The sequence below is a fragment of the Burkholderia sp. WSM2232 genome (assembly GCF_000472545.1).
Lineage (GTDB): Bacteria > Pseudomonadota > Gammaproteobacteria > Burkholderiales > Burkholderiaceae > Paraburkholderia.
The window spans coordinates 56,340-79,444 of record NZ_AWZV01000031.1; the positions used below are offsets into that span (position 1 = coordinate 56,340).

The following is a 23,105-nucleotide window of genomic DNA, read 5'->3' on the forward strand; positions in this document are numbered from 1 at the left end:
GCGCGGCGCGGCCGCGGCGCTATCGCCCAGCTTCGGCAGCCGCCCGGTCTTCCTTCAACCGGAACACAGCCACGGCGTCGTTCAGTTCGCGGCTCTGCTGTTCGAGCGACACTGCGGCAGCGGATGCTTCCTCGACGAGCGCCGAGTTGTGCTGCGTCACTTCTTCCATCTGCGTGACGCTCGTGTTGACGAGCTCGATGCCCGCGGTCTGCTCGCTCGAGGCGAGACTGATCTCGGTCATGATGGCGCTCACGCGCCGCACCGCCTCCACCACTTCTTGCATCGTCGCGCCCGCGTGTGCGACCAGCGTACTGCCGTCATTGACCTTGACGGTCGAGTCGCCAATCAGCTCGTTGATCTCACGCGCCGCGGCTGCCGAGCGCTGCGCGAGATTGCGCACCTCGGAGGCGACCACTGCGAAGCCGCGCCCCTGCTCACCCGCGCGGGCCGCTTCGACAGCCGCGTTCAACGCGAGAATGTTCGTCTGAAACGCGATACCCTCGATCACAGCCACGATTCCGGCAATACGGTTCGAGCTCCCGGAGATCGCATCCATGGTCGCCACCACCTGGTCGACCACCTGCCCGCCGCGCGACGCGATTTCAGAAGCGCCGGTCGCAAGCTCGACGGCGCGGCGCGCATTGTCGGCATTCTGGCGGACGGTGGCGGTCAACTGCTCCATGCTCGCCGCCGCCTGCTGCAGCGAGGCCGCGTGCTGCTCCGTGCGCGCCGACAGATCGACACTGCCGCCGGCAATCGCGCGCGCGTCCTGCACGATCGCCTCGGTACTTGCGCGGACTTTCTGGACCGTCTGCACGAGGCTGTTCTGCATGCCTTTGAGCGCATCAAGCAGATAGCCCATTTCGTTGTCGCGCTGCACGGCGATGGCGCCCGTCAGGTCGCCGCCCGCGATACGGCCGAAATGATCGACCGCCATGTTGATCGGCTGCACGATGGCGCGCGCGAGCGTGCGCTGCGCGAGCACGCCAATGCACAACGCGACGCCGCCGGTTATGCCCAGCGCCCACAGCATCACGTGAAAACGGGCTTCGGCGTGCTCGAAGCGCGCTTTCTGGCGCTGCACCTGGTAGTCCTCGAGCGCCGTGAGCGCGGCCTGATAGTCGGCAAACAGCGCGGCGGGGGCTTCGCGCTGCGTCGTGAGGAAGTCGACGAGGTTGTCGTCGTCGAGCTGCTTGAGCGCCAGTTGCAATACCTGGGAAAAGAGACGCTGCCGCTTTGCGGTCATCGCGTCGACGAGCGGCTTTTCGATGCTGTCGGGCGCATGCAGCGCGCGATAAGCATCAAGCTCGCGGTTGCTCGCGTCAAGCAGCACATGGAGCTGCGCGATGGCGTCCTTGGCCGGCTTGCCCGCGCTGATGATCTGCTCCGTTTCGCCGAGGCCGCCGCGCAGTTGCAGAAGCCGCTCTGAGCTCGTCTTCAGATGCAGCAGCGACGCGGTGTCGTCCTGGTACATATCGCGCAGCGCGCGGCTGCTGTCGTAAAGCCCGGCGATGCCGGCCACGATGACCAGCATCAGCAGCAGCGTGTAACCGGCGATCGTCGCGGCCAATCCGCCGCGGATGGTGATGTGTCTGCGCATGGGCTTAAGACCGGGCGGGCTGCCTTGCCGGGTCCGTTCCTCCGGATAGCAAAGATCGGGCTGTGAAAGGGATGACGGGTCGAAAACCGACTCACAGCTTTACGGCACGTGCGGCGCCGCGCAGTTGCGGCAATGCGACGTGGATAAAGCCGATTGCGACATGCGCGGGCTGCAAGTGGCCCCGGCGAGGGATGTGAACCGGTCGGACATCGCATGCGATGGAATGGGCGTGAACGTTGACGGGCACATTGAGCGGTACAGTGAGCAGCACAGTGAGCGACGACAGGTCAATCGCACCGATTCCGGTTTAATATCGAACGCTCGCCCATTCGGGCATCGGCACCATTCTTCAACGTCGGCCGCAGCCGCCTGCCCGCGCATGCTTAGCTATACCGGTGGTCTCGTTCTGTTCGCAGCCCTGCTGCATGCAAGCTGGAACGCGTTGCTGCACGGCAATCGCGACCGTTTTCTCTCGATGACGTGGATGAGCGTCGCCATCGCGGCGGTCAGCACGCCCATCGTTGTGTTCCTGCCGTTGCCGGACGCCGCTGCATGGCCGTATGTCATCGCATCGGGGCTCGTGCATATCGCCTACAACGCGAGTCTCGTGCACGCGTACCGCCGCGGCGATCTGGCGCAGGCGTATCCGGTAGCGCGTGGCTCGTCGCCGCTGCTCGTCGCGCTTGGCGCGGCGCTGTTCGCTCATGAGTTGATCGGCCCGCTGCACGCGCTCGGCATCGCGATGATCTGCGGCGGCATCATCGCCATCGCGCTGCAAGGCGGGCGCGTGTCGCGCGCGGGCGTGCTGGCCGCGCTGACCACTGGCGCGACCATCGCGCTGTACACGGTCATAGACGGCATCGGCGTGCGGCTGTCCGGCGGCAAGGCGCTCGCCTATACCGCGTGGATGTTTCTGTTCTACTGGCTGATGCCGGTGCTGTTCGTCGCACGACGCGGCCTGGCCGCGCTGTGGACCCCGCTGCGTTCGACGCCGGCCGCGGTCGTTTCGTCGCTCGGGGGTGGGCTCGTGGCGGTGGGGGCGTACGGCATCGTGATCTGGGCGATGCAGTCCGGCGCAATGGGCACCGTGTCTGCATTGCGCGAGACCAGCGTGGTGTTCGCGGTGCTGATCGGACGCCTGTTCCTCGGCGAAACGGTGACCGGCAAGCGCTGGCTGGCCTGCGTGGTGGTCGCGGCCGGTGCGGTGTGTCTGGGGCTGTGAATGCTGGCGCTGGCGCGCGTTGAGCGCTGAGTTGGGCTCTGGGGTGTTGGACCATGACGCCTGTTACCCGGGCTTGGCCTTGGGCTTGGCCTTGGGCTTGGGCTTGGGCTTGGGCTTGGGCTTGGGCTTGGGCTTGGGCTTGGGCTTGGGCTTGGGCTTGGCCTTGGGCTTGGGCTTGGGCTTGGGCTTGGGCTTGGGCTTGGGCTTGGGCTTGGGCTTGGGCTTGGGCCTTGGGCCTTGGGCCTCGGGCCTCGCGCCTCGGGCACCAGGCTTGACGCCTCAGCCCTCGGGCATCAGGCTTGAGGCTTCAGGCATCGGGCCGCGCGCCTTCACCGCTAGCCCCGTCATTCCGGATCTCAGGCGCTCGCCAAGCCCAAGCCCGCCCCCTACGCGTCACCGCTTCACATCGGCGGCGCGACACCATCCTTTTCAACCACCACGCGCTGAGCGACATACGCGCCCTGCGACGCCGCCGTTGCCACGACGAACACCTTCTTGCCCGGCGTGAGATCGGCGCGCGCAGCCGGCGTGAAGGTCACGACGGGCACGTTCGGCGGCACCGTCACTTCGTTGCTGCCGCCCTTGTACGAGAGCTTCAGGTTCCGGCCGCTCGTGCCTTGAACCACGGTGTCGACGTTCGCGTTCGTCATCGTGCTGTTGGGGCCGAGGTCCCAGTTGTAGTGACCCTCGCCCGTGCCGCGCGCGGCTTCCGGAAATACCACGACTTCCGTGGCAGTGAGCTTGCCGTCGGTGCCCGTGGTCGCGGCAGTGCCGACGAACGAACCCGGCTTGATATCGGAAAGCTGCATCGACTTGACCGCCGACACGGCGACAGTCGGCTTGAGTTCGACCGACACCGTGTCGCCACTGCGGCGATGCACCTTCAGCACGTCGCCGTCGAGCGAAACGATGTCGCCGCGAATGCGCGACGGTTTGGCGGCGGGCGTCTGTGCGAGCGCGGCGCCGGCAAAACCCAGCGTCGCCAGGGTGATGCCGAGTTTGAGGCGAATAGACATGAATGAACGCTCCATGAGAAACGGTTATGGGACTGCAAAACGCGGACTGCGAAAGACGGACTGCAAAAGCGAAACTGCAAAAAAGACGAACTGCAAATAAAAGAAACCGCAAAAAAGAACGGCAAAAGAGCAACCGCAAAACAGGCACGGCAAAGCAACACCACCTGGCCATGCACGGCAAATGGAAGCCGGCAATCAGGAACCGCCGAACCAGTTATAGCCCTGGTTCTCCCAGTAACCGCCGGGATAGTCGTTGGTCACGCTGATCGCGACGATATGCTTCGGGTTCTTGTAACCGAGCTTGGTAGGGATGCGCAGCTTCATCGGGAAGCCGTACTTGGGCGGCAGTGTCGCGCCGTCGTAACCGAGCGTGAGCTGCGTCTGCGGATGCAGCGCCGTCGGCATGTCGATACTGGTCCAATAGTTGTCCGCACAATGCAGGGACACGTATTTCGCCGTTATATCGGCCCCCGCGCGCTTGAGGAACTCGGCGAAGCGCACGCCGTCCCAGCGGCCGATCGCGCTCCATCCTTCAATGCAGATATGCCGCGTGATCTGGCTCTCCTGCGGCAGCGCGCGCAGTTCGTCGAGCGTCCACACGCGCTTGCCGTTCGCGAGGCCGCTCACCTGCAGCCGGTAGCTCGCCGCGTCGACCTCGGGCACGTCGTCGATGTCGTAGAACGCATTGAAGGGAAACGGCCGCGTAATCATCGACTCCGCGTACGTCGGCGCCAGTGTCTTCGGGCTGAAGAGCAGCGCCTGCACGTCGTCGTTGAATGACGACATCTTGCGCAGCATCGTGTTCACTGACTTGTCGTTCGAGAGATCGCAGCCCGACAAGAGCGCGATCCCGCCTAGCGTGAGAATGCGTTGGCCGAGCAGGCGGCGCGCCGGGTTTTTCAGCTCGCCGCGCGCGTCCTTGATGATGGTCTGCGCATGTGAAACCGCGAACGCACTGGGTTTTCCGGATTTGTTGGGTAAGGTCATGATCAGCGCCCCCGAATCATCACGAGAAGCGAGCGCGGCACCAGCGCCACCATCGCCACATGCACGACGAAGAACGCGACCAGCACGCTCATAGCAGAGAAATGCACGACTCGCGCGTTGTCGTAGCCGCCCATCAGCGTGCGCAACAGCGGGAACTGCACGGACTTCCAGATCGCGAGTCCGGACAGAATGACAAGCGCAATATCCACGATCACTACGAGATAGGCGAACTTTTGCACCGCGTTGTAGCGCGACAGGTCCTCGTGGCCGAGCTTGCCGCGCAACGCGGCGCTCAGGTCGCTTGCGAGCGAGCGCAAGCTCACTGGCAACAGCTTTTGCCGCAAGCGGCCCGAAGCGAGATTGAGCCCGACGTAGACAATGAAATTGGCGACCAGCAGCCACATGACCGCGAAGTGCCATTGCAACGCGCCGCCGAGCCAGCCGCCCAGCGTGATGGCCGACGGAAACCGCCAGTCCGCGAAGATCGGCGACGCGTTGTAGATCTGCCAGCCGCTCGTCACCATCAGCATGACGGCGAGCGCATTAATCCAGTGTGAGATGCGGACCCAGGCGGGTTGAATCTTCGTGTAACTCAAGGCGGCCTCGTGGTGGATAGCTGCAAAAAAATCGGCACTGTCATGGGCGTAAACAGCGGTTGTAGGCAGCTATTCCATTGCATGGGCAATTTATTTCGGCGCTGGGCGCGAGGCGCGCAGATCGGGCCACCGGCCAATCCGCCAATCCCCCAATCGGCGGACGATGCGCACGAACACACGGACAAAGACTATTGGATTTCTCTAGAGTTGATGGGTCGCCGGCCAATGCCGGCCGGCGAAGCCGCGCCGACTCCCGGCGCGAGCCAACTCAAGGACCAAAGGAAAAACCACAATGGGAACCTCTCTTTACAACGAACCATCGACTGCCGGCGACGTGCACAGCACCTCGATGCTGCGCCCGGCCGGTGCGCCGCTGACGCTCAAACACACGATCCACCCCGAGCAGATTCGCGACAATCTGCCCGCGGGCCAGGGTGGCATCGGCTTTCTCTTTCACGCTACGGACTGGGAGACGCTTTCTTTCTCCTTTCACAACGTCAAGACCCGTAACGCGTCATTCGAGGAAGAGCTCTGGCGCACCAGTCCTTTCATTGCCTCGCCGATCTATCTCGGCTCGCAGATGATCGGCGCGAACATTGCATGCCCGGTGCCGCTGGAGCTTTGGCTCGGCAGCCCGCGCGGCATCAAGCGGTTTCGCGAAACGCAGTTTTTCCCCGCGCTGGAACTGGCGAAGCAGGCAGGCCTGAACATGGTTGCGATGGGCGCCTCCACGCCATACGCCTGCAACTATGGAGCGCTGCCGCGGCAGACCAGGCCGCCGCACATCACGACGGGCCACGCGGCGACCGCGGCGATGCTGAAAGACTGGGCGATGCACTGCTGCAACGAGCTCGACCTCGAATTCGGCAACATGAAGCTCGCCCTCTTCGGCGCGGCGGGACGGCTCGGCACGACGGTGGCCAAGTACCTGCTCTATAAGGAAACGCCGCGTGAACTGGTGCTGATCGACCTGCCGGACAAGGTCAACCTGCTGGCGGATCAGGCCCGCGAGCTGATGGCGGCCGACCTGCTCGGACACACCAAGGTGTCGGTCCACACCTTCAGCCCCGAGAAGCCCTTGCCGCAGTTCGACGGCGCGATTCTCGCGAGCAGCACCAGCGTGCCTTATCTGACGGCTGCCGATCTGAAACGGGCGCGCTTCTGGATCGACGACTCGCATCCACGCGCCGCGAGCGTGGAGGCGGAACTCGCGTCGCGCGGACATACGCTATATATTGAATGTTTCGCGCGCGGCCCGGCCGGTCTCGATTCGCGCTTTCCGTTCCGGCTGCCGAGCACGCGCGACTGCTATACGTGTTTCGCCGAGGGTTATGCCGCCTGGCAGGAAGGTATCGCTTCCGACTTCATTATCGGCAGCCCGCCCGTATGGTCCGTCTCCTATACTCATGGGCTGTTGAAAAAGTACGGATTCTCGGTCGGACCTTTTCACGGCAAGGACGGCTCGGCGATCAACCTCGATCTGGGCGTAACCGCAAATATGAATTAACCGGGTCGTCAATGTCACTGGAGGCCAGATGATCATACCGCGCGAAAGCATGCAGGACGTGCTGGACCGAAGCCGGTTTGCAATCCGATGGGGAGGCGTACTCGGCCTCGTATGCCACCCCGTCTATTACCTCGTCTGGACTTACCTCCTGCCGCAGCCCTACGACAATCTGCCGCTGCGTCTGAGCGCGGCGCTGATCTGCATTCCGTTGATCTTCCAGGCGCGCTGGCCAAAACGGTTCAACGCCTACCTGCTGGTCTACTGGCATGTGTGCCTGATCTACGTGCTACCGTTCGTGTGCACGTTCCTCGCAATCAGAAATTCCTTCTCCACCATGTGGATGATGACCGAAGTCATGATGATCTTCATCATGGCGTTGTGCATCGACAATCCCTTCCTGCTGATGGGCTGCATCGGCATCGGCATGCTCTCCGGCGCGCTGGCCGCGGTGGCCAGCTCGCCTGCTCCCATCGTGCTCAGCACCGCTAATCAGTCGGACCTCGCCGTGCTGCCGGTCGTCGTGTTATGCAGCATGGCGTTTGCCCATGCGATCAGTAAAGGGCGCATCTTCGTCGAGAAAAACCGTGCGCTGCAGGCGCTCGCCGGCTCCATTGCACATGAAATGCGCAACCCGCTCAGCCAGTTGAAGCACGTGCTCGACCGCGTCGAAGAAACACTGCCCGCTCTCACCGAAGGGGGCCGCGCCCCCGCGCTCTCCGGCTCAGGCGCGGCGCTGCTGTACCGGCATCTCGCGCACGGGCAGTTGTCGATCGAGCGCGGCCTGCGGGTGATCGCCATGACGCTCGACGAAGTCAGCGCGAAACAGATCCGCTCGGACTCGCTTGCTTACCTGAGCGCGGCGGCCGCCACCCGCAAGGCGCTCGACGAATACGGCTTTGCGGATAAAAAGGAACGCGGCAAGGTGCGCCTCGTCGTGCTGGAAGATTTCACTTTCAAGGTGGACGAGACGGTCTACCTCTTCACGCTCTTCAATTTGATCAAGAACGCGCTGCATCATATTGCGCCGCTTCCCTCGGCCACGCTCACGCTCACCGTGGACCGGCATTCGGTCACCGTGCGCGACACGGGCAGCGGCATCGCGCCGGACATCCTGCCGCACCTGTTCGAGCCGTTTCGCACTGCAGGCAACTCGGCAGGCACGGGGCTCGGACTCGCGTACTGTCAGCGCGCCATGCGCGCGTTCGGCGGCAGCATCGCCTGCAAATCGGAGCCGGGCAAGTTCACGCAGTTCACACTCCAGTTCCCGCCTGTCACCGAAAGCGAGCTGGCCGCGCACGAACAGGCGGTGCTCGAGCGCGCGACGGCCGTGCTCGACGGCAAGCGCATTCTTCTTGCCGACGACGACGCCGCGCACCGCACGCGCACGCAGCGCACGCTCGCCCGGGTAGGCGCCCTCGTGAGCGAGGCGGAAAACGGCGAGATCGCATTGACGATGTTGCGCGAGGCAACGGCCTACGACCTCGTGCTGATGGACGTCAACATGCCCGTGCTCGACGGCTATACGGCCACCGAACGGTTGCGCGCCGGGCGTGATCATCCGAACGCGAACGTGCTGGTGGCCGCCTATACGTCGGAACCGGGCAACGTCGCGCGCGTGCTCGCGCGGCGCGCCGGCATGGACGACATGATCAGCAAGTCCTGCAGCTCAATGGAACTCTTCGCGTCACTGCAGGCGCTCTTCGAGAACGGCACCCGGCGAGCTGTGAACCAGCGCTTTAACGACTTCTCCGGCAAGTCGATTCTCGTTGCCGACGACGACACCTACAGCAGGCTCGTCGCCAAAGCGTACCTTGAGCGTTTCGGCGCGAGCGTCGTCGAAGCCGAACATGGGCGGGCGGTGCTGGAGCGGCTGGACGAAGGGCTTGCCATCGACGCGATCGTAGTGGACATGAACATGCCGGGCATGGGAGGTCTCGACACCGCAGCCGCGATTCGCTCGCGCAGCGATGCCTATGCCAGCGTGCCGATCGTCGCGTTGACGAGCTACGCGGACCTCGGTTCGGTGCAGGCGTGCATGGGCGCAGGCATGAACGAGGTGCTGGTCAAGCCGGTACAGGTCGGCTCGCTGTATGCGTGCCTGACGAGGCAGTTCGCGCAGCAAGGCGACGGTGCCGCCGGCGGCAACGCGGGCTCCGCAGGAGCGCCGTACGCTGCGGGGCCGGCGTTGGGGCCTGAAAAGACAGTCCAGGCATAGTGGCCATCACGATGACATTACGCTTGGCACGCATCAGTTCGTAGTGCGACAGAATAGGCGTATAGACCGACGTATAGATGACGATGGCTCATCCCCATTTAATCACCGAAAAATATCTCGACAAATGCCTGTTTGACGTGGTGACTTCGTATCCATGCCGCAACGGCCCGTTAAGCGACCGATGGCCTCTCTTCACGCGTTCGCGCTTATCTTGAAGCGTGAGATCCAAAGCAGAAACACTCGCTTAGCCAGCGGCGATCCCGTTGCTACGATGGTGCGATCATCCATTGTCTTGCCCGATTCAGCGACGCACGGACCGCTATGACATATCTCACAAGACGGGCCTTCGCCCGCATCGCACTGGCCACCATGTTGACTCTCGCCAGCGCACCGAGCTTCACACAAACGAGCGCACGGACGATCACGCCGTTGACTCTGCGCATCGGTTATCAGAAGTCGTCGACCTTGATCACGCTGCTAAAGGCACGCGGCACGCTCGAAAAAGCGCTTGCGCCGCTGAACGTGCGGGTGTCGTGGAACGAGTTCACGAGCGGCCTGCCCTTGACGGAAGCGTTGAACGTCGATGCTGTCGACTTCAGCGCCGACGTCGCCGATACGGTGCCGATCTTTGCGCAAGCCGCGCAGGCGCGCTTCGTCTATGTCGCGCAAGAAGCGCCGTCGCCGGGCGCGCAGGCAATCATCGTCAAGAAGGACAGTGCGTTGCACTCGCTCGCCGATCTCAAGGGCAAACGCATCGCGGTTACGAAAGCGGCGGGCAGCCACTATCTGCTGCTCGCAGCGCTCGGCAAGGCAGGCATCGCGGCAAGCGATGTCAGAACGAGTTACCTCGCGCCCGCCGATGGCCGCGCGGCTTTCGAGCGCGACAGCGTCGATGCATGGGTCACATGGGACCCGTATGTGGCGTCCGTCGACAGGAACCCGGACGTACGGATACTCGCGGACGGCAACGGCCTCGCTTCCTATCAGCGCTACTATCTCGCGTCGCGCACGTTCGCGTCGGCGCACCCCGAGGTTGTGCAGATCGTGTTCGATCAGTTGAAGCAGGCGGGGGAATGGTTGCGCGCGCATCCAGACGAAGCGGCCAGGACGCTCGCGCCTGTGTGGGGACTCGACGCATCGACGATCCAACGGGCCAACGCACGCCGCAGCTATCAGGTACGGGCGGTGGCCGCCCAGCACTTTAACGAGCAGCAGGTCATCGCCGACGCGTTCTTCAAGAACGGCCTATTGCCCGCGCGCATCGAAACCAGGCAGGCGCAGTACTGGGACTACGCGTCGAAGCAGGCCAGGCTTATCGGCGACTAGCCAACGCTAATGCGCATACGGGGTCAACGCGCGCAACCAACATAGGAAGACAGCACCGTGCGCGAGCATTAAGCGGAAGCCGCCGGCTGTGCCCCGCTCAGGCGGCGTGGCTATCCGGCGCCGGTTCGCCGGCGTCGTCCTGCAAGCGGCCTCTTCGCGCGGGAAAGCGCATCGTGACGGCGGTGCCCTCTCCAGGCGTCGATTCGATGCCGAGGCCGCCGCCGAACGACTGCATGATGCGGTTGCAAAAGATCATGCCCATGCCGTGGCCGCCACGGCCCGCGTGCGTCGTCACCGGGTCGAGCAGCAGGCGCGCCCGGACCTCCGGCTCGATACCCGGGCCGTTGTCCAGCAGGCGAATGGCGGGCTCCGGCTCGTCCGTCACTTCAATGCGCAGCGAAGGCGCCCGGCAGCCTTCGAGCGCCCGCAACGCATTCGAGATCAGCGAAGAAAGCACCAGCGCGACGCAATTGGGCATGGCGTGAACGACGAAATCGCCGTGCGCTTGGACCTCTACGCAGTCGCGCTGCGCGCCGGCAAACGGATAAGAATCGAGCAACGTCGCAATGAGACGCGTCGCCTTCACTTCGCGCGCCCCGCTTCCCGGCGCCGACTGCTGGCCGCCGCTCTTGTGCACCGTTGCCCAGAACGACGAGATCAGCGTCAGGCAGTACTGCGCGTTATTCAGCATGGAGGTGGCCGCGAGACCAATGTCCCGCTGACGCTGCGGATCGTAGTCCTGTGCGACGTCGTTTTCAACCGAGCGTGCGAAGAGCGAGATCGCGGCAAGCGGCGTATTGAGTTCGTGAGCGAGGAACGCGAGGGTTTCGTCCATTGCGAGCAGCCGCTGCTGGCGCGTTTCACGCTCGGCATAGCGCGCCACCGCCTGGCGCAGCACATCGCGCACCGAGTCCGCGCGCAGCGGCTTTTCGAGTATGCGGAACAGGTCGGCCGTATTGAAGGTTTGCAGCAGCATGTCCTTGTCGGCATATGCGGTCACGAGGATGCGCACGATCTGCGGATACAGGTTCGCGACCTCGCGCAGCAGATGGCCACCGTCGCGGCCCGGCATGCGAAAGTCGGTGACGAGCACGGCGATTTCGGGCCCCAACTCCTGCAATAGCGCGATGGCTTCGTCGGCGTCGCGCGCCAGATGCACGCGGTAATCGTCGCGCACCGCGCGCGCGAAGTGGTTGCGCGACATTTCATCGTCGTCGACGAAGAGAACGGCGAACGGCGCTTGCAGAGTGGCTTGCGTTGCAGCTTGTGGGGTTTCGCTCATCGCGTTTCGGGCTCATCCATGGCGAATGCCGACAGGGGTCGATTGCATTCTACCGTTGCGCCGCGGCAAAGCGGAAAAGTCGGCTCGACCACGCAAAAGCGCCAGGTCATTTTGCCCGGATGACGGATCGAGGCAATGCATTTTTATTACATTTTGCAAACGCCTTGGCAAACAGCGTCAATACAACCATTACATTACACCGACATTCTGCTTTAGCCGGGCATTCAGCACGCTAATTGCTCCAGGGATAAACACCGATCGCGTTGCGCCGATGCCTGCAGCGGCCAGAAGGTGGGCGTACACTCGCGCTCGAAACACCCGCCACACGGGCTTACCGGCACTTTGCACCGCACGCGGCCGATTGCAGGCCGGTGGATACGAGGAGAACAGACACATGAGCTGGACACGGGAACAGAGAAACGTCACGATTGCCGCCTATCTCGGCTGGACACTCGACGCATTCGATTTCTTTTTAATGGTGTTCGTATTGAAAGATATTGCGGCCGAATTCAATACGAAAATCCCCGAAGTCGCATTCGGCATCATGCTGACGCTAATGATGCGCCCGCTCGGCGCGTTGATTTTCGGCTGGCTTGCGGACCGCTATGGCCGCCGGCCCACGCTGATGGTCAACATCGCGTGCTTCTCGCTGCTTGAACTGCTCTCGGGCTTTTCGCCGAACCTCGCCACGCTACTCGTGCTACGCGCGCTCTTCGGCATTGCGATGGGCGGCGAATGGGGCGTGGGCGGCGCCCTGACCATGGAGACCGTGCCGCCGAAGTCGCGCGGCATAGTCTCCGGCCTGCTGCAAGCCGGGTATCCGAGCGGCTACCTGCTCGCCTCGGTGGTGTTCGGCGTGTTCTATCAATACATCGGCTGGCGCGGCATGTTCTTTGTCGGCGTGCTGCCCGCGCTGCTCGTGCTGTACATCCGAGCGCACGTGCCGGAGTCGCCGGCCTTCAGGACACTTGAGAAGCAGGCGCGCCCCGGCCTCGTCGCGACCTTGAAGCAGAACGTCAAGCTGTCGCTCTACGCGATCGTGCTGATGACCGCCTTCAACTTCTTCTCGCACGGATCGCAGGACCTGTACCCGACTTTCCTGCGCGTGCAGCATCAGTTCGACGCGCATACGGTGTCGCTCATCACGATCACGCTGAACGTCGGCGCGATCTGCGGCGGGCTCTTTTTCGGCATGTTGTCGGAGAACATCGGACGCAAGCGCGCCATCTTCATTGCCGCGCTGATTGCGTTGCCGGTACTGCCGCTCTGGGCTTTTTCGAGCACGCCGGTACTGCTCGCGGTGGGCGCGTTCCTGATGCAGATCTCTGTGCAAGGCGCATGGGGCGTGATTCCTGTCCATCTGAACGAGATCTCGCCCGACGAAATTCGCGCCACGTTTCCAGGTCTCGTGTATCAGTTGGGCAATCTGATCGCGTCGGTGAATGGGCCGCTGCAGGCAACCGCGGCCGAAGCGCACGGCAACAACTATGCGCTCGTCATGGCGGTCGTGATCGGCATCGTCGCGCTCGTGATCTGCGCGCTGATTCCGTTTAGCCGGGAGCGGCGCGGCATCGACATGACGCAGTCGGCCGCGCACGTCGGCGACCATGTGCAAAGCCACCCGGTGTAAGGTCAGCCTCAGAGGTTTGAAACAAACGGCTATTTCGCCGCGCGGTTCTCGGGCACAATAGACGCAAAGGCGGCCAGAACCGCCACGGCATGATGACCATGCCGACTTATACAAGCGCATGAGCGCAGGGCCAAACCAGGCATCATTCATACGAGGCCGTTCCGATCCGTCGGAACGGCCTTTTTGTTTTCGCGCGCGGTTGCTGCATACCGGACCGTGCGCGCAGAGCTTCAAGTCTTCTAGAGGAGTTAATCGACAACAGACCTTGCTCAGCTTCACCATCCTTCTTATCCTCAAAAAAACGGCTGTTTCAAATTCACATTTGAATCGCCTGTTCGCAGGCCGCACGCCCGGCAATCAGGAGACGCAACATGGCAGGTCGCACAACGAGCCGGCACACCGGCGATACGAAGTCACGCATCCTCGACGCAGCTGAGACGCTCTTCATCGATTGCGGGTACGAGGCCATGTCGCTGCGGCAGATCACTTCGCGCGCGGAAGTCAATCTGGCGGCGGTCAACTATCACTTCGGCAGCAAGGAATCGCTGATTCACTCGATGCTCTCGCGCCGGCTGGACCGCCTCAACGAAGAGCGCGTGAAGCTGCTCGAGCGCTTCGACAGGATGCTCGGCGAGCGGCTGACCTGCGAGCACGTGCTCGGCGCGATGTTTATTCCCGCACTGCGGCTTTCGCGCGATCCGCGCGTGGGCGGCAAGGCGTTCCTGCGCTTGCTGGGCCGTGCGTACACAGACCCCTCCGCGTTCATACGCGACTTTCTGAACGCGCACTATGCGTCGGTCGCCGTGCGTTTTTTCGACGCGTTCCAGCGGGCGCTGCCGCATCTGCCACGCGAGGAGCTGGGCTGGCGCCTGCACTTTGCGATCGGCGCGCTCTCGGGTGTGCTCGCGGGCGCCGACACCGAGAGCCTCATTGCAGAGTTCTCGCAGGGCAAGACGATGAACGACCTGCAACTGATCGCGCGCCTCGCCTCGCTCATGGTCGCCGCGCTCAAGGCGCCGTTGCCCGATGCGTCGCAACTGGCGATGTTCGCGGCGGTGCTCGGCGACGCGACGGACAAGGACGCGTGTGCAGAGGCGAACGCAAGCTTTGGCAGTAACCCGGACAACGCGTGTCCTCTCGCGGGCCATGCCGCCGATGCAGCGCACGGCGAGCCGCGCGGACCCGCTTCATCGGCTCGCGCAGCGAATGCATCGTTGGGGCAAGCCGACACGACCCCGCTCGCACAACATCAATAAAAACGCGAGCCGTCCACGCAGCGTGGATGCGTTCGCACGCAGCATCGAAACTGGGAGGAAACGTCATGTCGTGGTTTGTCCTGCTGCTTGCCGTGGGTGCGCTTGCGCTCACGTACTTCCAGGCGCGCGCGCTTGCGTGGCTCGCCTTCATGGTCGTGTGGGTCGCGGCGGTGCGTCTGAGCGCAGCGGCCGGTGTGGCGGCAAGCGCACTGCTCGCTGTCGTGCTGGTGCTACCTGCGCTCGTACTCGCCGTGAAGCCGTTGCGGCGCGCATGGCTCACGAGGCCGGTGCTCGACATCTTCCGCAAGATCCTGCCGGAGATGTCGCCCACCGAGCGCGACGCGATCGAAGCCGGCACGGTCTGGTGGGACGCACAACTCTTTTCCGGCCGCCCGCATTGGGACACGCTGCTCGGCTACGGCCCCGCGACCCTGAGCGCCGAAGAGCAGTCGTTCCTCGACAACGAATGCGAGCAGTTGTGCGATCTCGCGAACGACTGGGAAACCACCACGGTGTGGCAGGACCTCTCACCGCAGGCATGGCAGTTCGTCAAGGAACGCGGCTTTCTCGGCATGATTATTCCGAAGCAGTACGGCGGCAAGCAGTTCTCCGCTTACGCGCATTCGCAGGTCATCATGAAGCTCGCCACGCGCTGCTCGGCCGCCGCCGTTTCCGTCATGGTGCCCAATTCGCTCGGCCCCGCCGAGCTGCTCATGCACTACGGCACCGACGAACAGAAAAACCACTATCTGCCGCGGCTTGCACGCGGCGAGGAAATCCCCTGCTTTGCGTTGACGAGCCCGTACGCCGGTTCGGACGCCGCCGCGATTCCGGACGTCGGCATCGTCTGCAAGGGCATGTTCGAAGGCCGCGAGACACTCGGCTTCCGGGTCACGTGGGACAAGCGCTACATCACGCTTGGACCGGTTGCGACCGTGCTCGGCCTCGCTTTTCGAGCGCTCGACCCGGACCACCTGCTCGGCTCGAACGACGAACCCGGCATTACCTGCGCACTGATTCCAACCGATCATCCCGGCGTCAACATCGGCCGGCGTCACTGGCCGCTGAACGCAGTGTTCCAGAACGGCCCGAACTCGGGCAAGGACGTGTTCATTCCGCTCGACTGGGTGATCGGCGGACGCGCGCAAGTGGGCAACGGCTGGCGCATGCTGATGGAGTGTCTCGCCGCGGGCCGCGCGATCTCGCTGCCGTCGTCGAATGTCGGCATGGCGAAGCTCGCCGTGCGCGGCACGGGCGCGTATGCCGCCGTGCGCCGGCAGTTCCGCACGGCCATCGGCAAGTTCGAGGGCGTGCAGGAAGCGCTCGGCCGCATGGGCGGCAACCTGTATGTAATGGACGCGGCGCGCCGACTGTCGGCGCATGCGGTGGATCTCGGCGAAAAACCCTCGGTGATCTCGGCCATTGCCAAGTATCACATTACCGAGCGCGCCCGCATGGTGATCAACGACGCGATGGACGTGGCCGCCGGCAAGGGCATCTGCATGGGGCCGTCGAACTTTCTCGCGCGCGCCTATCAGCAGGTGCCCATTGCGATCACCGTGGAAGGCGCCAACATTCTCACGCGCTGTCTGATCATCTTTGGCCAGGGCGCGATCCGTTGCCATCCGTATGTCCTGAAGGAAATGAGCGCGACGCGCGAAGCAGACCGCGCGCAGGCCCTGCGCGATTTCGACGACGCCTTCTTCGGCCACCTGTCCTTCACGCTGTCCAACGTGGTCCGCAGCTTCGTGTACGGCATCACCGGCGGCGCCTTCATCGCGCGCGTGCGCAGCGCGCATGCGCCGCTTCACGCGTACTATCGCGCCGCCACGCGCATGGCCACGGTGTTCGCGCTGCTCGCGGACGTCTCCATGTTCGTGCTCGGCGGCGATCTGAAACGGCGCGAACGCATTTCCGCGCGCCTTGGCGACGTGCTGTCGCAGCTCTATCTGATCTCCGCCACGCTCAAGCGTTTCGAGGACGAAGGCCGCCAGCCCGACGATCTGCCGCTCGTGCGCTGGGGCGTCGAAGACTCGCTGTACCGCGCGCAACACGCGCTCGACGGCGTGCTCGCGAACTATCCGAACCGCTTCGCCGCGGGTCTCGTGCGTCTGCTCGCCTTTCCGTTCGGCTTGCCGCACCGCGAACCGTCCGACCGCCTGAGCAGCGAGATTGCCGAGCTGATGCAGACACCCGGCGCCGCGCGCGACCGGCTGGTGTCGGACTCGTACGTGCCGCATCCCGACGTCGACGCAATCGGCTACGGCGAACTCGTGTTCGAGTTGAACCCGCGCTTCACACAGATCGAACAGAAGCTCAGGGAAGCCGTGAAAGCGCGGCGTATCGAGCCGATGCCGCAAAGCGTCGTGCAACTGTCCGCATGGGCCGACGCCGCGCTGCAACAAGGTCTGATCGATGCCGACGAGCGGCGCGTGCTCGACGATTACGCACGCTATGCGGCCGAGGTCGTGAAGGTCGACGATTTCCCTGCCGACTTCGACCTGCTCGCCAACCTGCAACGCCGCAAGGAGGCGCTTGAAACGACGCTGGAAGCGGCGCTGTAACAGAACTGCCCGTCATCCGCCTGCATCGGAAAAAAAGCTTGCTGCAGAGCACGCCGGTGGGTGCCGCCCGGTGCACACTGGCGAACATGCGGGCGTGCCCGGCTGAGCAATCGACTCTATGAACGACTCTTACCTGAACTTCGTCAATTCGCCGTTCGGCGCGCGCCTCGCGCGTTCGCTGGGTCTGCCAAAACCCGAGGTGCTGCGCCGCTATCGCGCAGACAAGCCGGAGTTCGGCGGGCTGATCGCGATCGGCGCGGCGCGCGAGCCACATTTGCTGGAAGCGCTCGCGCAGTTGGTGGCGAGCATCGGCGTGACCAGTGTCGCGCACGAAAGCGCCGGCTTATGGATGCCGCTCGCGCACCGACACGGGCTGATGACGGGGCGCTTCGAACCCGCGGACGCCGGCTCGGCCGCTCGTCTTGCCGCGTTGATCTTCGACGCGAGCGGTATCGAAGACAGCAGCCAGATGGAACCGCTGCATGCGTTCTTCCACGACACGCTGCGCTCGCTCGGCAAGTGCGGGCGCATCGTGGTGCTGGGGCGGCCGCCGCAAGAGTGCGCGAACCCACGGCAGTGGACTGCACAGCGCGCGCTCGAGGGGCTCACGCGCTCGCTCGGCAAGGAAGCAAGGCGCGGCATCACCGCCAATCTCGTGTATGTGAGCGCCGGTGCCGAGGAGCGACTGGAGGCCACGCTGCGCTTTTTCCTGTCGCCGCGCTCGGCCTATGTGTCGGGTCAGGTCGTGCAGATTTCCGCCGACGGTCTTGGCGCTGGCATGCCGGACGCTCCCGCGAACAACGGCGGCTCAGCGCCCTTCGACTGGCATGCGCCGCTCACCAACCGGCGCGCGCTGGTGACGGGCGCGGCACGCGGCATCGGCGCGGCGATTGCAAGCGTGCTCGCCGCGCAGGGCGCGCAGGTGATCGGCCTCGACATTCCTGCGGTGCGCGATGCGCTGGAAGCCACTATGCGTCAGCTGAACGGCACCCCGCTCGCTTTCGACATCGCAGCGCCCGAAGCGCCCGCGCAGATCGCGGCCGCGCTCGACGACCAGGGCGTGGACATCATCGTGCACAACGCCGGCATCACCAAAGACAAGACCATCGCGAAGATGACGGCCGCCGCCTGGCAAAGCGTGATCGACATCAACCTGTCGGCCCAGGAGCGGATTGACGAAGCGCTGCTCGCAGCCGGCATTCTGCGCGACGGCGGACGCATTATCGGCGTGTCGTCGATCAGCGGCATCGCGGGCAATCTCGGCCAGACCAACTACGCAACCTCCAAAGCCGGCGTGATCGGCCGCGTGCAAAGCATGGCGCCAGTGCTGCGCGCACGCGGCATCACCATCAACGCGGTCGCGCCGGGCTTCATCGAAACGCAGATGACCGCGAAAATGCCTTTTGCCCTTCGGGAAGCGGGCCGCCGCATGAATTCCCTCAGCCAGGGCGGGCAGCCGGTGGACGTCGCGCAGACCATCGCGTGGCTCGCGCATCCGGGGTCGGCCGGCATCAGCGGCCAGGTGGTGCGCGTGTGCGGACAGAGTCTGATCGGAGCCTGAGCATGGAAGAACCGGGAGATCCGTTCGGCGGCAATCGTGCGTCCCAGCTCGTGCGGCACGAAACGGTGCGGCCAAAGACAGTGGTGGTGGAAACCTTGCCCACGCCCGCGCGGCTCTATGCGCGCGCATTGTCCGGCATCGTCAAGCGCGGACGTCCCGCACACTTGCCCGCGCTGCGGCTGGTGCGCCCCGCCGTCGCGCTCGAACCGGGGCCGGCGTGGCGCTATGCACGCGTATGCGGCTTCATTCCAGAGCACGGCGTGCCCCTTACGTATCCGCATCTGCTCGCGTTTCCGTTGCATCTGCTGATGCTGACCGACCCGGCGTTTCCGTGGCCTGCGGTCGGTTTGCTGCATCTGGCCAATCACGTGCGGCTGCGCCGGCCGCTCGCCTACCAGGACCTGCTGCGCGTGGAAGTGGAGTTCGGCGCACTGCTGCGCCATGACAAGGGCCAGGCGTTCCTGCTGCACACACGCATCTACCGGCGCGGCGAAGCCGTGTGGGACGGCGACAGCGTCTACCTGAAGCGCGGCGTGCCGGCAAGCGGCGCCCAGCTAGATCCGCTTGCAGTCGATAGCGCCGTGCTGCAACGCATCGCACGCTGGCAACTCGCGCCGCAACTCGGCCGCGACTATGCGAGCGTGTCCGGCGACTACAACCCGATTCATCTGAGCGCGCTGTCCGCCAAGGCGTTCGGCTTTCCGCGCGCAATCGCGCACGGCATGTGGACGCTCGCGCGCGCCGCCTCGTCGTTGCAACCGCCCAAGCCGCTTGCCGAGGCCACGCTCAGCGCCGAATTCAAGCTGCCGATGCCGCTGCCCGGCGAAGCGTCGCTATGGAGCGCGGCGTCTTCGCTGATAGAACGCGACATCGAAGTGCGCGACATCGCCGGAGAAAAACCGCATTTGCGCGGCCGCATGCAATGGAGGCTGCAATGAACGAAGACAACATCACGGAGCCACGCATGCCTCACCCGCTGCCCGCAGTGCGCCGCGTCGCGATTATCGGCGGCAACCGCATTCCGTTTGCGCGCTCGAACACGGCCTATGCGACCGCGTCGAATCAGGACATGCTGACCTCCACGCTGCAAGGGCTGATCGACCGCTACGCTCTGCATGGCGAGCGCCTCGGCGAAGTCGCGGCGGGCGCGGTCATCAAGCATTCGCGCGACTTCAATCTCACGCGCGAATCCGTGCTGTCCACCACACTGGCGAAGGAAACACCCGCGTACGATGTTCAACAGGCCTGCGGCACCGGGCTCGAGACGACGATACTCGTCGCCAACAAGATTGCGTTGGGACAGATCGACGTAGGCATCGCGGGCGGTGTGGATACGACATCGGATGCGCCAATCGGCGTGAACGAAAACCTGCGCAAGATCTTGCTCGAGGCGAATCGCGGCAGGAGCACCGGCGAGCGCGTCGGCGCACTCGCGAAGCTGCGGCCCGGCATGCTGTTCAAGCCGCTGTTGCCGCGCAACGGCGAGCCGCGCACGGGCCTTTCGATGGGCGAGCATTGCGAATTGATGGCCAAGCGCTGGAACATCTCGCGCGAAGCGCAGGACGTGCTTGCTTACGAGAGCCACCGCAGGCTCGCCGACGCGTATGAGCGCGGTTTCGTCAACGACCTGATGACGCCGTATCGCGGCCTCACGCGCGACAACAACCTGCGCGAGGACCTGACGCTCGAAAAGCTCGCTTCGCTGAAGCCCGCCTTCGACCGCGACGCCGGCACGCTGACCGCCGGCAATTCGACGCCGCTTACCGACGGCGCGTCCGCCGTGCTGCTCGCGAGCGAAGAATGGGCCGCGCGCCGCGGGCTGCCGGTGCTCGCATATCTGAGCTGGTCGGAAACGGCCGCAGTCGACTTTTTCGACAAGAAAGAAGGTCTGCTGATGGCGCCCGTCTACGCGGTGCCGCGCATGCTCGCGCGAGCGGGACTGAGCTTGCAGGACTTCGATTTCTACGAGATTCACGAAGCGTTCGCGGCGCAGGTGTTGTGCACGCTCGCGGCATGGCAGGATGACGAATACTGTCGCACGCAGTTGGGCCTGGCAGAGCCGCCCGGCGCGATAGACCGCAGCCGGCTCAATGTGAACGGCGGCTCGCTCGCGACGGGTCATCCGTTCGCAGCGACAGGCGGGCGTATCGTCGCTGGCATCGCGAAGATGCTCGCGCAACTCGATAAACCGGCGGGCAGCGCGCGCGGCCTGATTTCGATTTGCGCGGCGGGCGGCCAGGGGGTGGTGGCGATTCTTGAGCGCTGATGGCCGGCGGGTGAATGCCGCTCGCGGCAAGACATGCATAGAGGCACCGGCAAGCAATCGCCGGCGCGCATGAGCGCAAAACCGCGAGCGGCCTCGAGGGCCGCAGGAGCACCCGACGGCATCCAAGAACATCCGGGAGCACCGGACAGCACAACGAGCATAGAGACCTGGTACACACAGAAACAACATATGAAGCCCCGGCTTCAGGAGACGACCGATGACCGAGCCCACTCAAGCCTCGACCTCGCCCGCCGCTGCGGACCAGGCAGGCGGGCGCGCGCAGCTCGCGCCGCATGCCCAACCGGCGCAGCCCGCACAGCGCGCGCCGAACACCGACGGCATCTGGTATGCGTCGTATCCCGCAGGCGTGCCGCATGAAATCGACGTTGGCCAATACGAGTCGATCGTTCATTTTTTCGACGAATGTATCGCGCAGTTTCGCGAGCGCGTAGCGTATGTGAGCGTCGGCGCGAGCATGACGTATGCGGAACTGGGCCGCAAGGCGACCGCGTTCGCCGCGTATTTGCAGAGCATCGGCGTAAAGCCCGGCGAGCGCGTCGCGATCATGCTGCCGAATACGTTCCAATATCCGGTGTCGCTCTTCGGCGTATTGAAAGCGGGCGCCGTGGTGGTGAACGTCAATCCGCTCTACACGGTGCGCGAGCTTGCGCATCAGTTGAAGGACAGTGGCGCGCAAACCATCATCGTGTTCGAAAACTTTGCGAAGACGGTGCAGGATGCGCTGCCCGGCACCAGGGTGCAGAACGTGATCGTGACGGGACTGGGCGACCTGCTCGCCGACGGTTTAAATGCGAAGGGGCGTCTGCTCAATTTCATGCTGCGCCATGTGAAGAAAATGGTGCCCGCCTACCATATTCCGCATGCAGTGCCGCTGGTCAAGGCGCTCGCCGTCGGTTATGCGCGGCCGCTCACGCCGGTGCGGCTGACGCATCACGACATTGCGTTTCTTCAGTACACCGGCGGTACGACCGGCGTCGCCAAGGGCGCGATGCTCACGCACCGCAACATCATCGCGAATCTGCTGCAGGCGAAGGCGTGGGCCGAAGGGCAACTGAGCGGCGAAGTCGAGACGGTGCTTACGCCGTTGCCGCTCTATCACATCTATTCGCTCACGGTGAACGCGCTGATCTTCATGGGACTCGGCGGGCGCAACATCCTGATTGCGAATCCGCGCGACATGAAGCGCGTGATGATGATCATCCGCCATGAGAAGTTCACCGGCATGACGGCCGTCAATACGCTCTACAACGCGTTTCTCGAGAACGAGGAGTTCTGCAAGCGCGATTTCTCCGACCTGAAGCTCGCGATGGCGGGCGGCATGGCGACGCAGCGCTCGGTGGCCGAGCGCTTCAAGGCGGTGACAGGCAAGCCGATTATCGAAGGCTACGGCCTGACCGAATGCTCGCCGATCGTCTCGATGAATCCGGTCGATATTTCTAACCTGCGCGACTTCGAAGGCTCGATTGGCCTGCCCGCGCCCTCCACGCAAGTGCGCTTTCGCAAGGACGACGGCAGTTGGGCGGACATCGGCGAGCCGGGTGAACTGTGCGTGAAGGGGCCGCAGGTGATGAAGGGCTACTGGAACCGTCCTGAAGAAACCGCGAAGGCTATCGACGACGAAGGCTGGCTCGCGACTGGCGACATCGGCGTGATGGATTCGCGCGGCTTCATTCGCCTCATCGACCGGAAGAAGGACATGATTCTGGTGTCGGGCTTCAACGTGTATCCGAACGAGATCGAAGACGTGATCGCGGCGCACCCCGACGTGCGCGAAGTGGCGGCAATCGGCGTGCCCGACGACGCCCAGGGCGAGCGCGTGAAGGTGTTCGTCGTGAAGCGCAACCCGTCGCTGACGGCCGAACAGGTGATCGCCCATTGCCGCAAGAATCTGACGGGCTATAAGGTGCCGAAGGCGGTCGAGTTTCGCGACGAGTTGCCGCAAACCAACGTCGGCAAGATTCTGCGCCGTGCGCTTCGTGACGAGGAACTCGCGAAGCAAAAGTCTGCCTGACAGGCAAGGCGCTCGTGTGGAAACTTGCGCCACCTTTCGGGAGAG

General features: G+C 64.1%; 16 protein-coding genes. 11 read left to right on the forward strand and 5 right to left on the reverse strand.

What is annotated here, in order from left to right:
- Positions 1 to 19: 19 nt before the first annotated feature.
- Positions 20 to 1,600 carry a methyl-accepting chemotaxis protein gene (locus F757_RS0124705; RefSeq protein WP_027213720.1) on the reverse strand — a complete coding sequence of 527 codons (1,581 nt, stop codon included), beginning with the start codon at positions 1,598 to 1,600 and terminating at the stop codon, positions 20 to 22.
- A gap of 379 nt (positions 1,601 to 1,979) precedes the next feature.
- Between F757_RS0124705 and F757_RS0124715 the strand changes: the two genes are divergently transcribed.
- The gene (locus F757_RS0124715; protein ID WP_027213721.1) at positions 1,980 to 2,822 is read left to right on the forward strand and encodes a DMT family transporter; all 843 of its coding nucleotides are present in this window, start codon (positions 1,980 to 1,982) and stop codon (positions 2,820 to 2,822) included.
- A gap of 401 nt (positions 2,823 to 3,223) precedes the next feature.
- Here F757_RS0124715 and F757_RS0124720 read toward each other — a convergent pair whose 3' ends face one another.
- From F757_RS0124720 to F757_RS0124730, 3 genes are all read right to left on the reverse strand, one after another.
- Positions 3,224 to 3,838, reverse strand: a complete 615-nt coding sequence (locus F757_RS0124720; RefSeq protein ID WP_027213722.1) for a hypothetical protein — start codon at positions 3,836 to 3,838, stop codon at positions 3,224 to 3,226.
- 195 nt (positions 3,839 to 4,033) lie between these two features.
- Complete coding sequence (locus tag F757_RS0124725) at positions 4,034 to 4,825, reverse strand: molybdopterin-dependent oxidoreductase (RefSeq protein ID WP_027213723.1); 792 nt, start codon at positions 4,823 to 4,825, stop codon at positions 4,034 to 4,036.
- 2 nt (positions 4,826 to 4,827) lie between these two features.
- On the reverse strand, positions 4,828 to 5,421 hold the full coding sequence (locus tag F757_RS0124730) for a cytochrome b/b6 domain-containing protein (protein ID WP_027213724.1): 594 nt from the start codon (positions 5,419 to 5,421) through the stop codon (positions 4,828 to 4,830).
- Between the two features lie 292 nt (positions 5,422 to 5,713).
- Between F757_RS0124730 and F757_RS0124735 the strand changes: the two genes are divergently transcribed.
- From F757_RS0124735 to F757_RS0124745, 3 genes are all read left to right on the forward strand, one after another.
- Complete coding sequence (locus F757_RS0124735) at positions 5,714 to 6,928, forward strand: hypothetical protein (RefSeq protein WP_027213725.1); 1,215 nt, start codon at positions 5,714 to 5,716, stop codon at positions 6,926 to 6,928.
- A 28-nt stretch (positions 6,929 to 6,956) separates the two neighbouring features.
- Positions 6,957 to 9,143 (forward strand): ATP-binding response regulator, encoded by a 2,187-nt coding sequence (locus F757_RS0124740; RefSeq protein ID WP_027213726.1) that lies wholly within the window; start codon positions 6,957 to 6,959, stop codon positions 9,141 to 9,143.
- A 321-nt stretch (positions 9,144 to 9,464) separates the two neighbouring features.
- Complete coding sequence (locus F757_RS0124745) at positions 9,465 to 10,469, forward strand: aliphatic sulfonate ABC transporter substrate-binding protein (protein ID WP_027213727.1); 1,005 nt, start codon at positions 9,465 to 9,467, stop codon at positions 10,467 to 10,469.
- A gap of 97 nt (positions 10,470 to 10,566) precedes the next feature.
- On the opposite strand, the gene F757_RS0124750 is transcribed toward F757_RS0124745, so the two are convergent.
- On the reverse strand, positions 10,567 to 11,751 hold the full coding sequence (locus tag F757_RS0124750; RefSeq protein WP_027213728.1) for a hybrid sensor histidine kinase/response regulator: 1,185 nt from the start codon (positions 11,749 to 11,751) through the stop codon (positions 10,567 to 10,569).
- Positions 11,752 to 12,145: 394 nt separating this feature from the next.
- Between F757_RS0124750 and F757_RS0124755 the strand changes: the two genes are divergently transcribed.
- The 7 genes from F757_RS0124755 to F757_RS0124785 all read left to right on the forward strand — a co-directional run bounded on the left by F757_RS0124755 (position 12,146) and on the right by F757_RS0124785 (position 23,060).
- Positions 12,146 to 13,381 (forward strand): MFS transporter, encoded by a 1,236-nt coding sequence (locus F757_RS0124755; protein ID WP_027213729.1) that lies wholly within the window; start codon positions 12,146 to 12,148, stop codon positions 13,379 to 13,381.
- 371 nt (positions 13,382 to 13,752) lie between these two features.
- A complete protein-coding gene (locus F757_RS0124760) occupies positions 13,753 to 14,637 on the forward strand; it encodes a TetR/AcrR family transcriptional regulator (RefSeq protein WP_027213730.1) in 885 nt (294 codons plus the stop codon).
- Between the two features lie 65 nt (positions 14,638 to 14,702).
- Entirely contained in the window at positions 14,703 to 17,201 is a 2,499-nt protein-coding gene (locus tag F757_RS0124765; protein WP_027213731.1) for an acyl-CoA dehydrogenase, read from the forward strand.
- Positions 17,202 to 17,319: 118 nt separating this feature from the next.
- Positions 17,320 to 18,762: a 3-oxoacyl-ACP reductase gene (locus F757_RS0124770; protein WP_027213732.1), complete on the forward strand. Its 1,443-nt coding sequence runs from the start codon at positions 17,320 to 17,322 to the stop codon at positions 18,760 to 18,762.
- A 2-nt stretch (positions 18,763 to 18,764) separates the two neighbouring features.
- Positions 18,765 to 19,700: a MaoC/PaaZ C-terminal domain-containing protein gene (locus tag F757_RS0124775; RefSeq protein ID WP_027213733.1), complete on the forward strand. Its 936-nt coding sequence runs from the start codon at positions 18,765 to 18,767 to the stop codon at positions 19,698 to 19,700.
- A 26-nt stretch (positions 19,701 to 19,726) separates the two neighbouring features.
- Positions 19,727 to 21,028, forward strand: coding sequence for an acetyl-CoA C-acetyltransferase (locus tag F757_RS0124780; RefSeq protein WP_027213734.1), 1,302 nt, complete (start codon positions 19,727 to 19,729; stop codon positions 21,026 to 21,028).
- A gap of 217 nt (positions 21,029 to 21,245) precedes the next feature.
- Positions 21,246 to 23,060: an AMP-binding protein gene (locus F757_RS0124785; protein WP_027213735.1), complete on the forward strand. Its 1,815-nt coding sequence runs from the start codon at positions 21,246 to 21,248 to the stop codon at positions 23,058 to 23,060.
- Positions 23,061 to 23,105: the final 45 nt, after the last annotated feature.

Coding starts and splice junctions, on each gene's coding strand:
- F757_RS0124705 (WP_027213720.1), bottom strand. CDS start 1,600: ATGCGCAGACACATCACCATCCGCGGCGGATTGGCCGCGACGATCGCC.
- F757_RS0124715 (WP_027213721.1), top strand. CDS start 1,980: ATGCTTAGCTATACCGGTGGTCTCGTTCTGTTCGCAGCCCTGCTGCAT.
- F757_RS0124720 (WP_027213722.1), bottom strand. CDS start 3,838: ATGTCTATTCGCCTCAAACTCGGCATCACCCTGGCGACGCTGGGTTTT.
- F757_RS0124725 (WP_027213723.1), bottom strand. CDS start 4,825: ATGACCTTACCCAACAAATCCGGAAAACCCAGTGCGTTCGCGGTTTCA.
- F757_RS0124735 (WP_027213725.1), top strand. CDS start 5,714: ATGGGAACCTCTCTTTACAACGAACCATCGACTGCCGGCGACGTGCAC.
- F757_RS0124740 (WP_027213726.1), top strand. CDS start 6,957: ATGATCATACCGCGCGAAAGCATGCAGGACGTGCTGGACCGAAGCCGG.
- F757_RS0124745 (WP_027213727.1), top strand. CDS start 9,465: ATGACATATCTCACAAGACGGGCCTTCGCCCGCATCGCACTGGCCACC.
- F757_RS0124750 (WP_027213728.1), bottom strand. CDS start 11,751: ATGAGCGAAACCCCACAAGCTGCAACGCAAGCCACTCTGCAAGCGCCG.
- F757_RS0124755 (WP_027213729.1), top strand. CDS start 12,146: ATGAGCTGGACACGGGAACAGAGAAACGTCACGATTGCCGCCTATCTC.
- F757_RS0124760 (WP_027213730.1), top strand. CDS start 13,753: ATGGCAGGTCGCACAACGAGCCGGCACACCGGCGATACGAAGTCACGC.
- F757_RS0124765 (WP_027213731.1), top strand. CDS start 14,703: ATGTCGTGGTTTGTCCTGCTGCTTGCCGTGGGTGCGCTTGCGCTCACG.
- F757_RS0124770 (WP_027213732.1), top strand. CDS start 17,320: ATGAACGACTCTTACCTGAACTTCGTCAATTCGCCGTTCGGCGCGCGC.
- F757_RS0124775 (WP_027213733.1), top strand. CDS start 18,765: ATGGAAGAACCGGGAGATCCGTTCGGCGGCAATCGTGCGTCCCAGCTC.
- F757_RS0124780 (WP_027213734.1), top strand. CDS start 19,727: ATGCCTCACCCGCTGCCCGCAGTGCGCCGCGTCGCGATTATCGGCGGC.
- F757_RS0124785 (WP_027213735.1), top strand. CDS start 21,246: ATGACCGAGCCCACTCAAGCCTCGACCTCGCCCGCCGCTGCGGACCAG.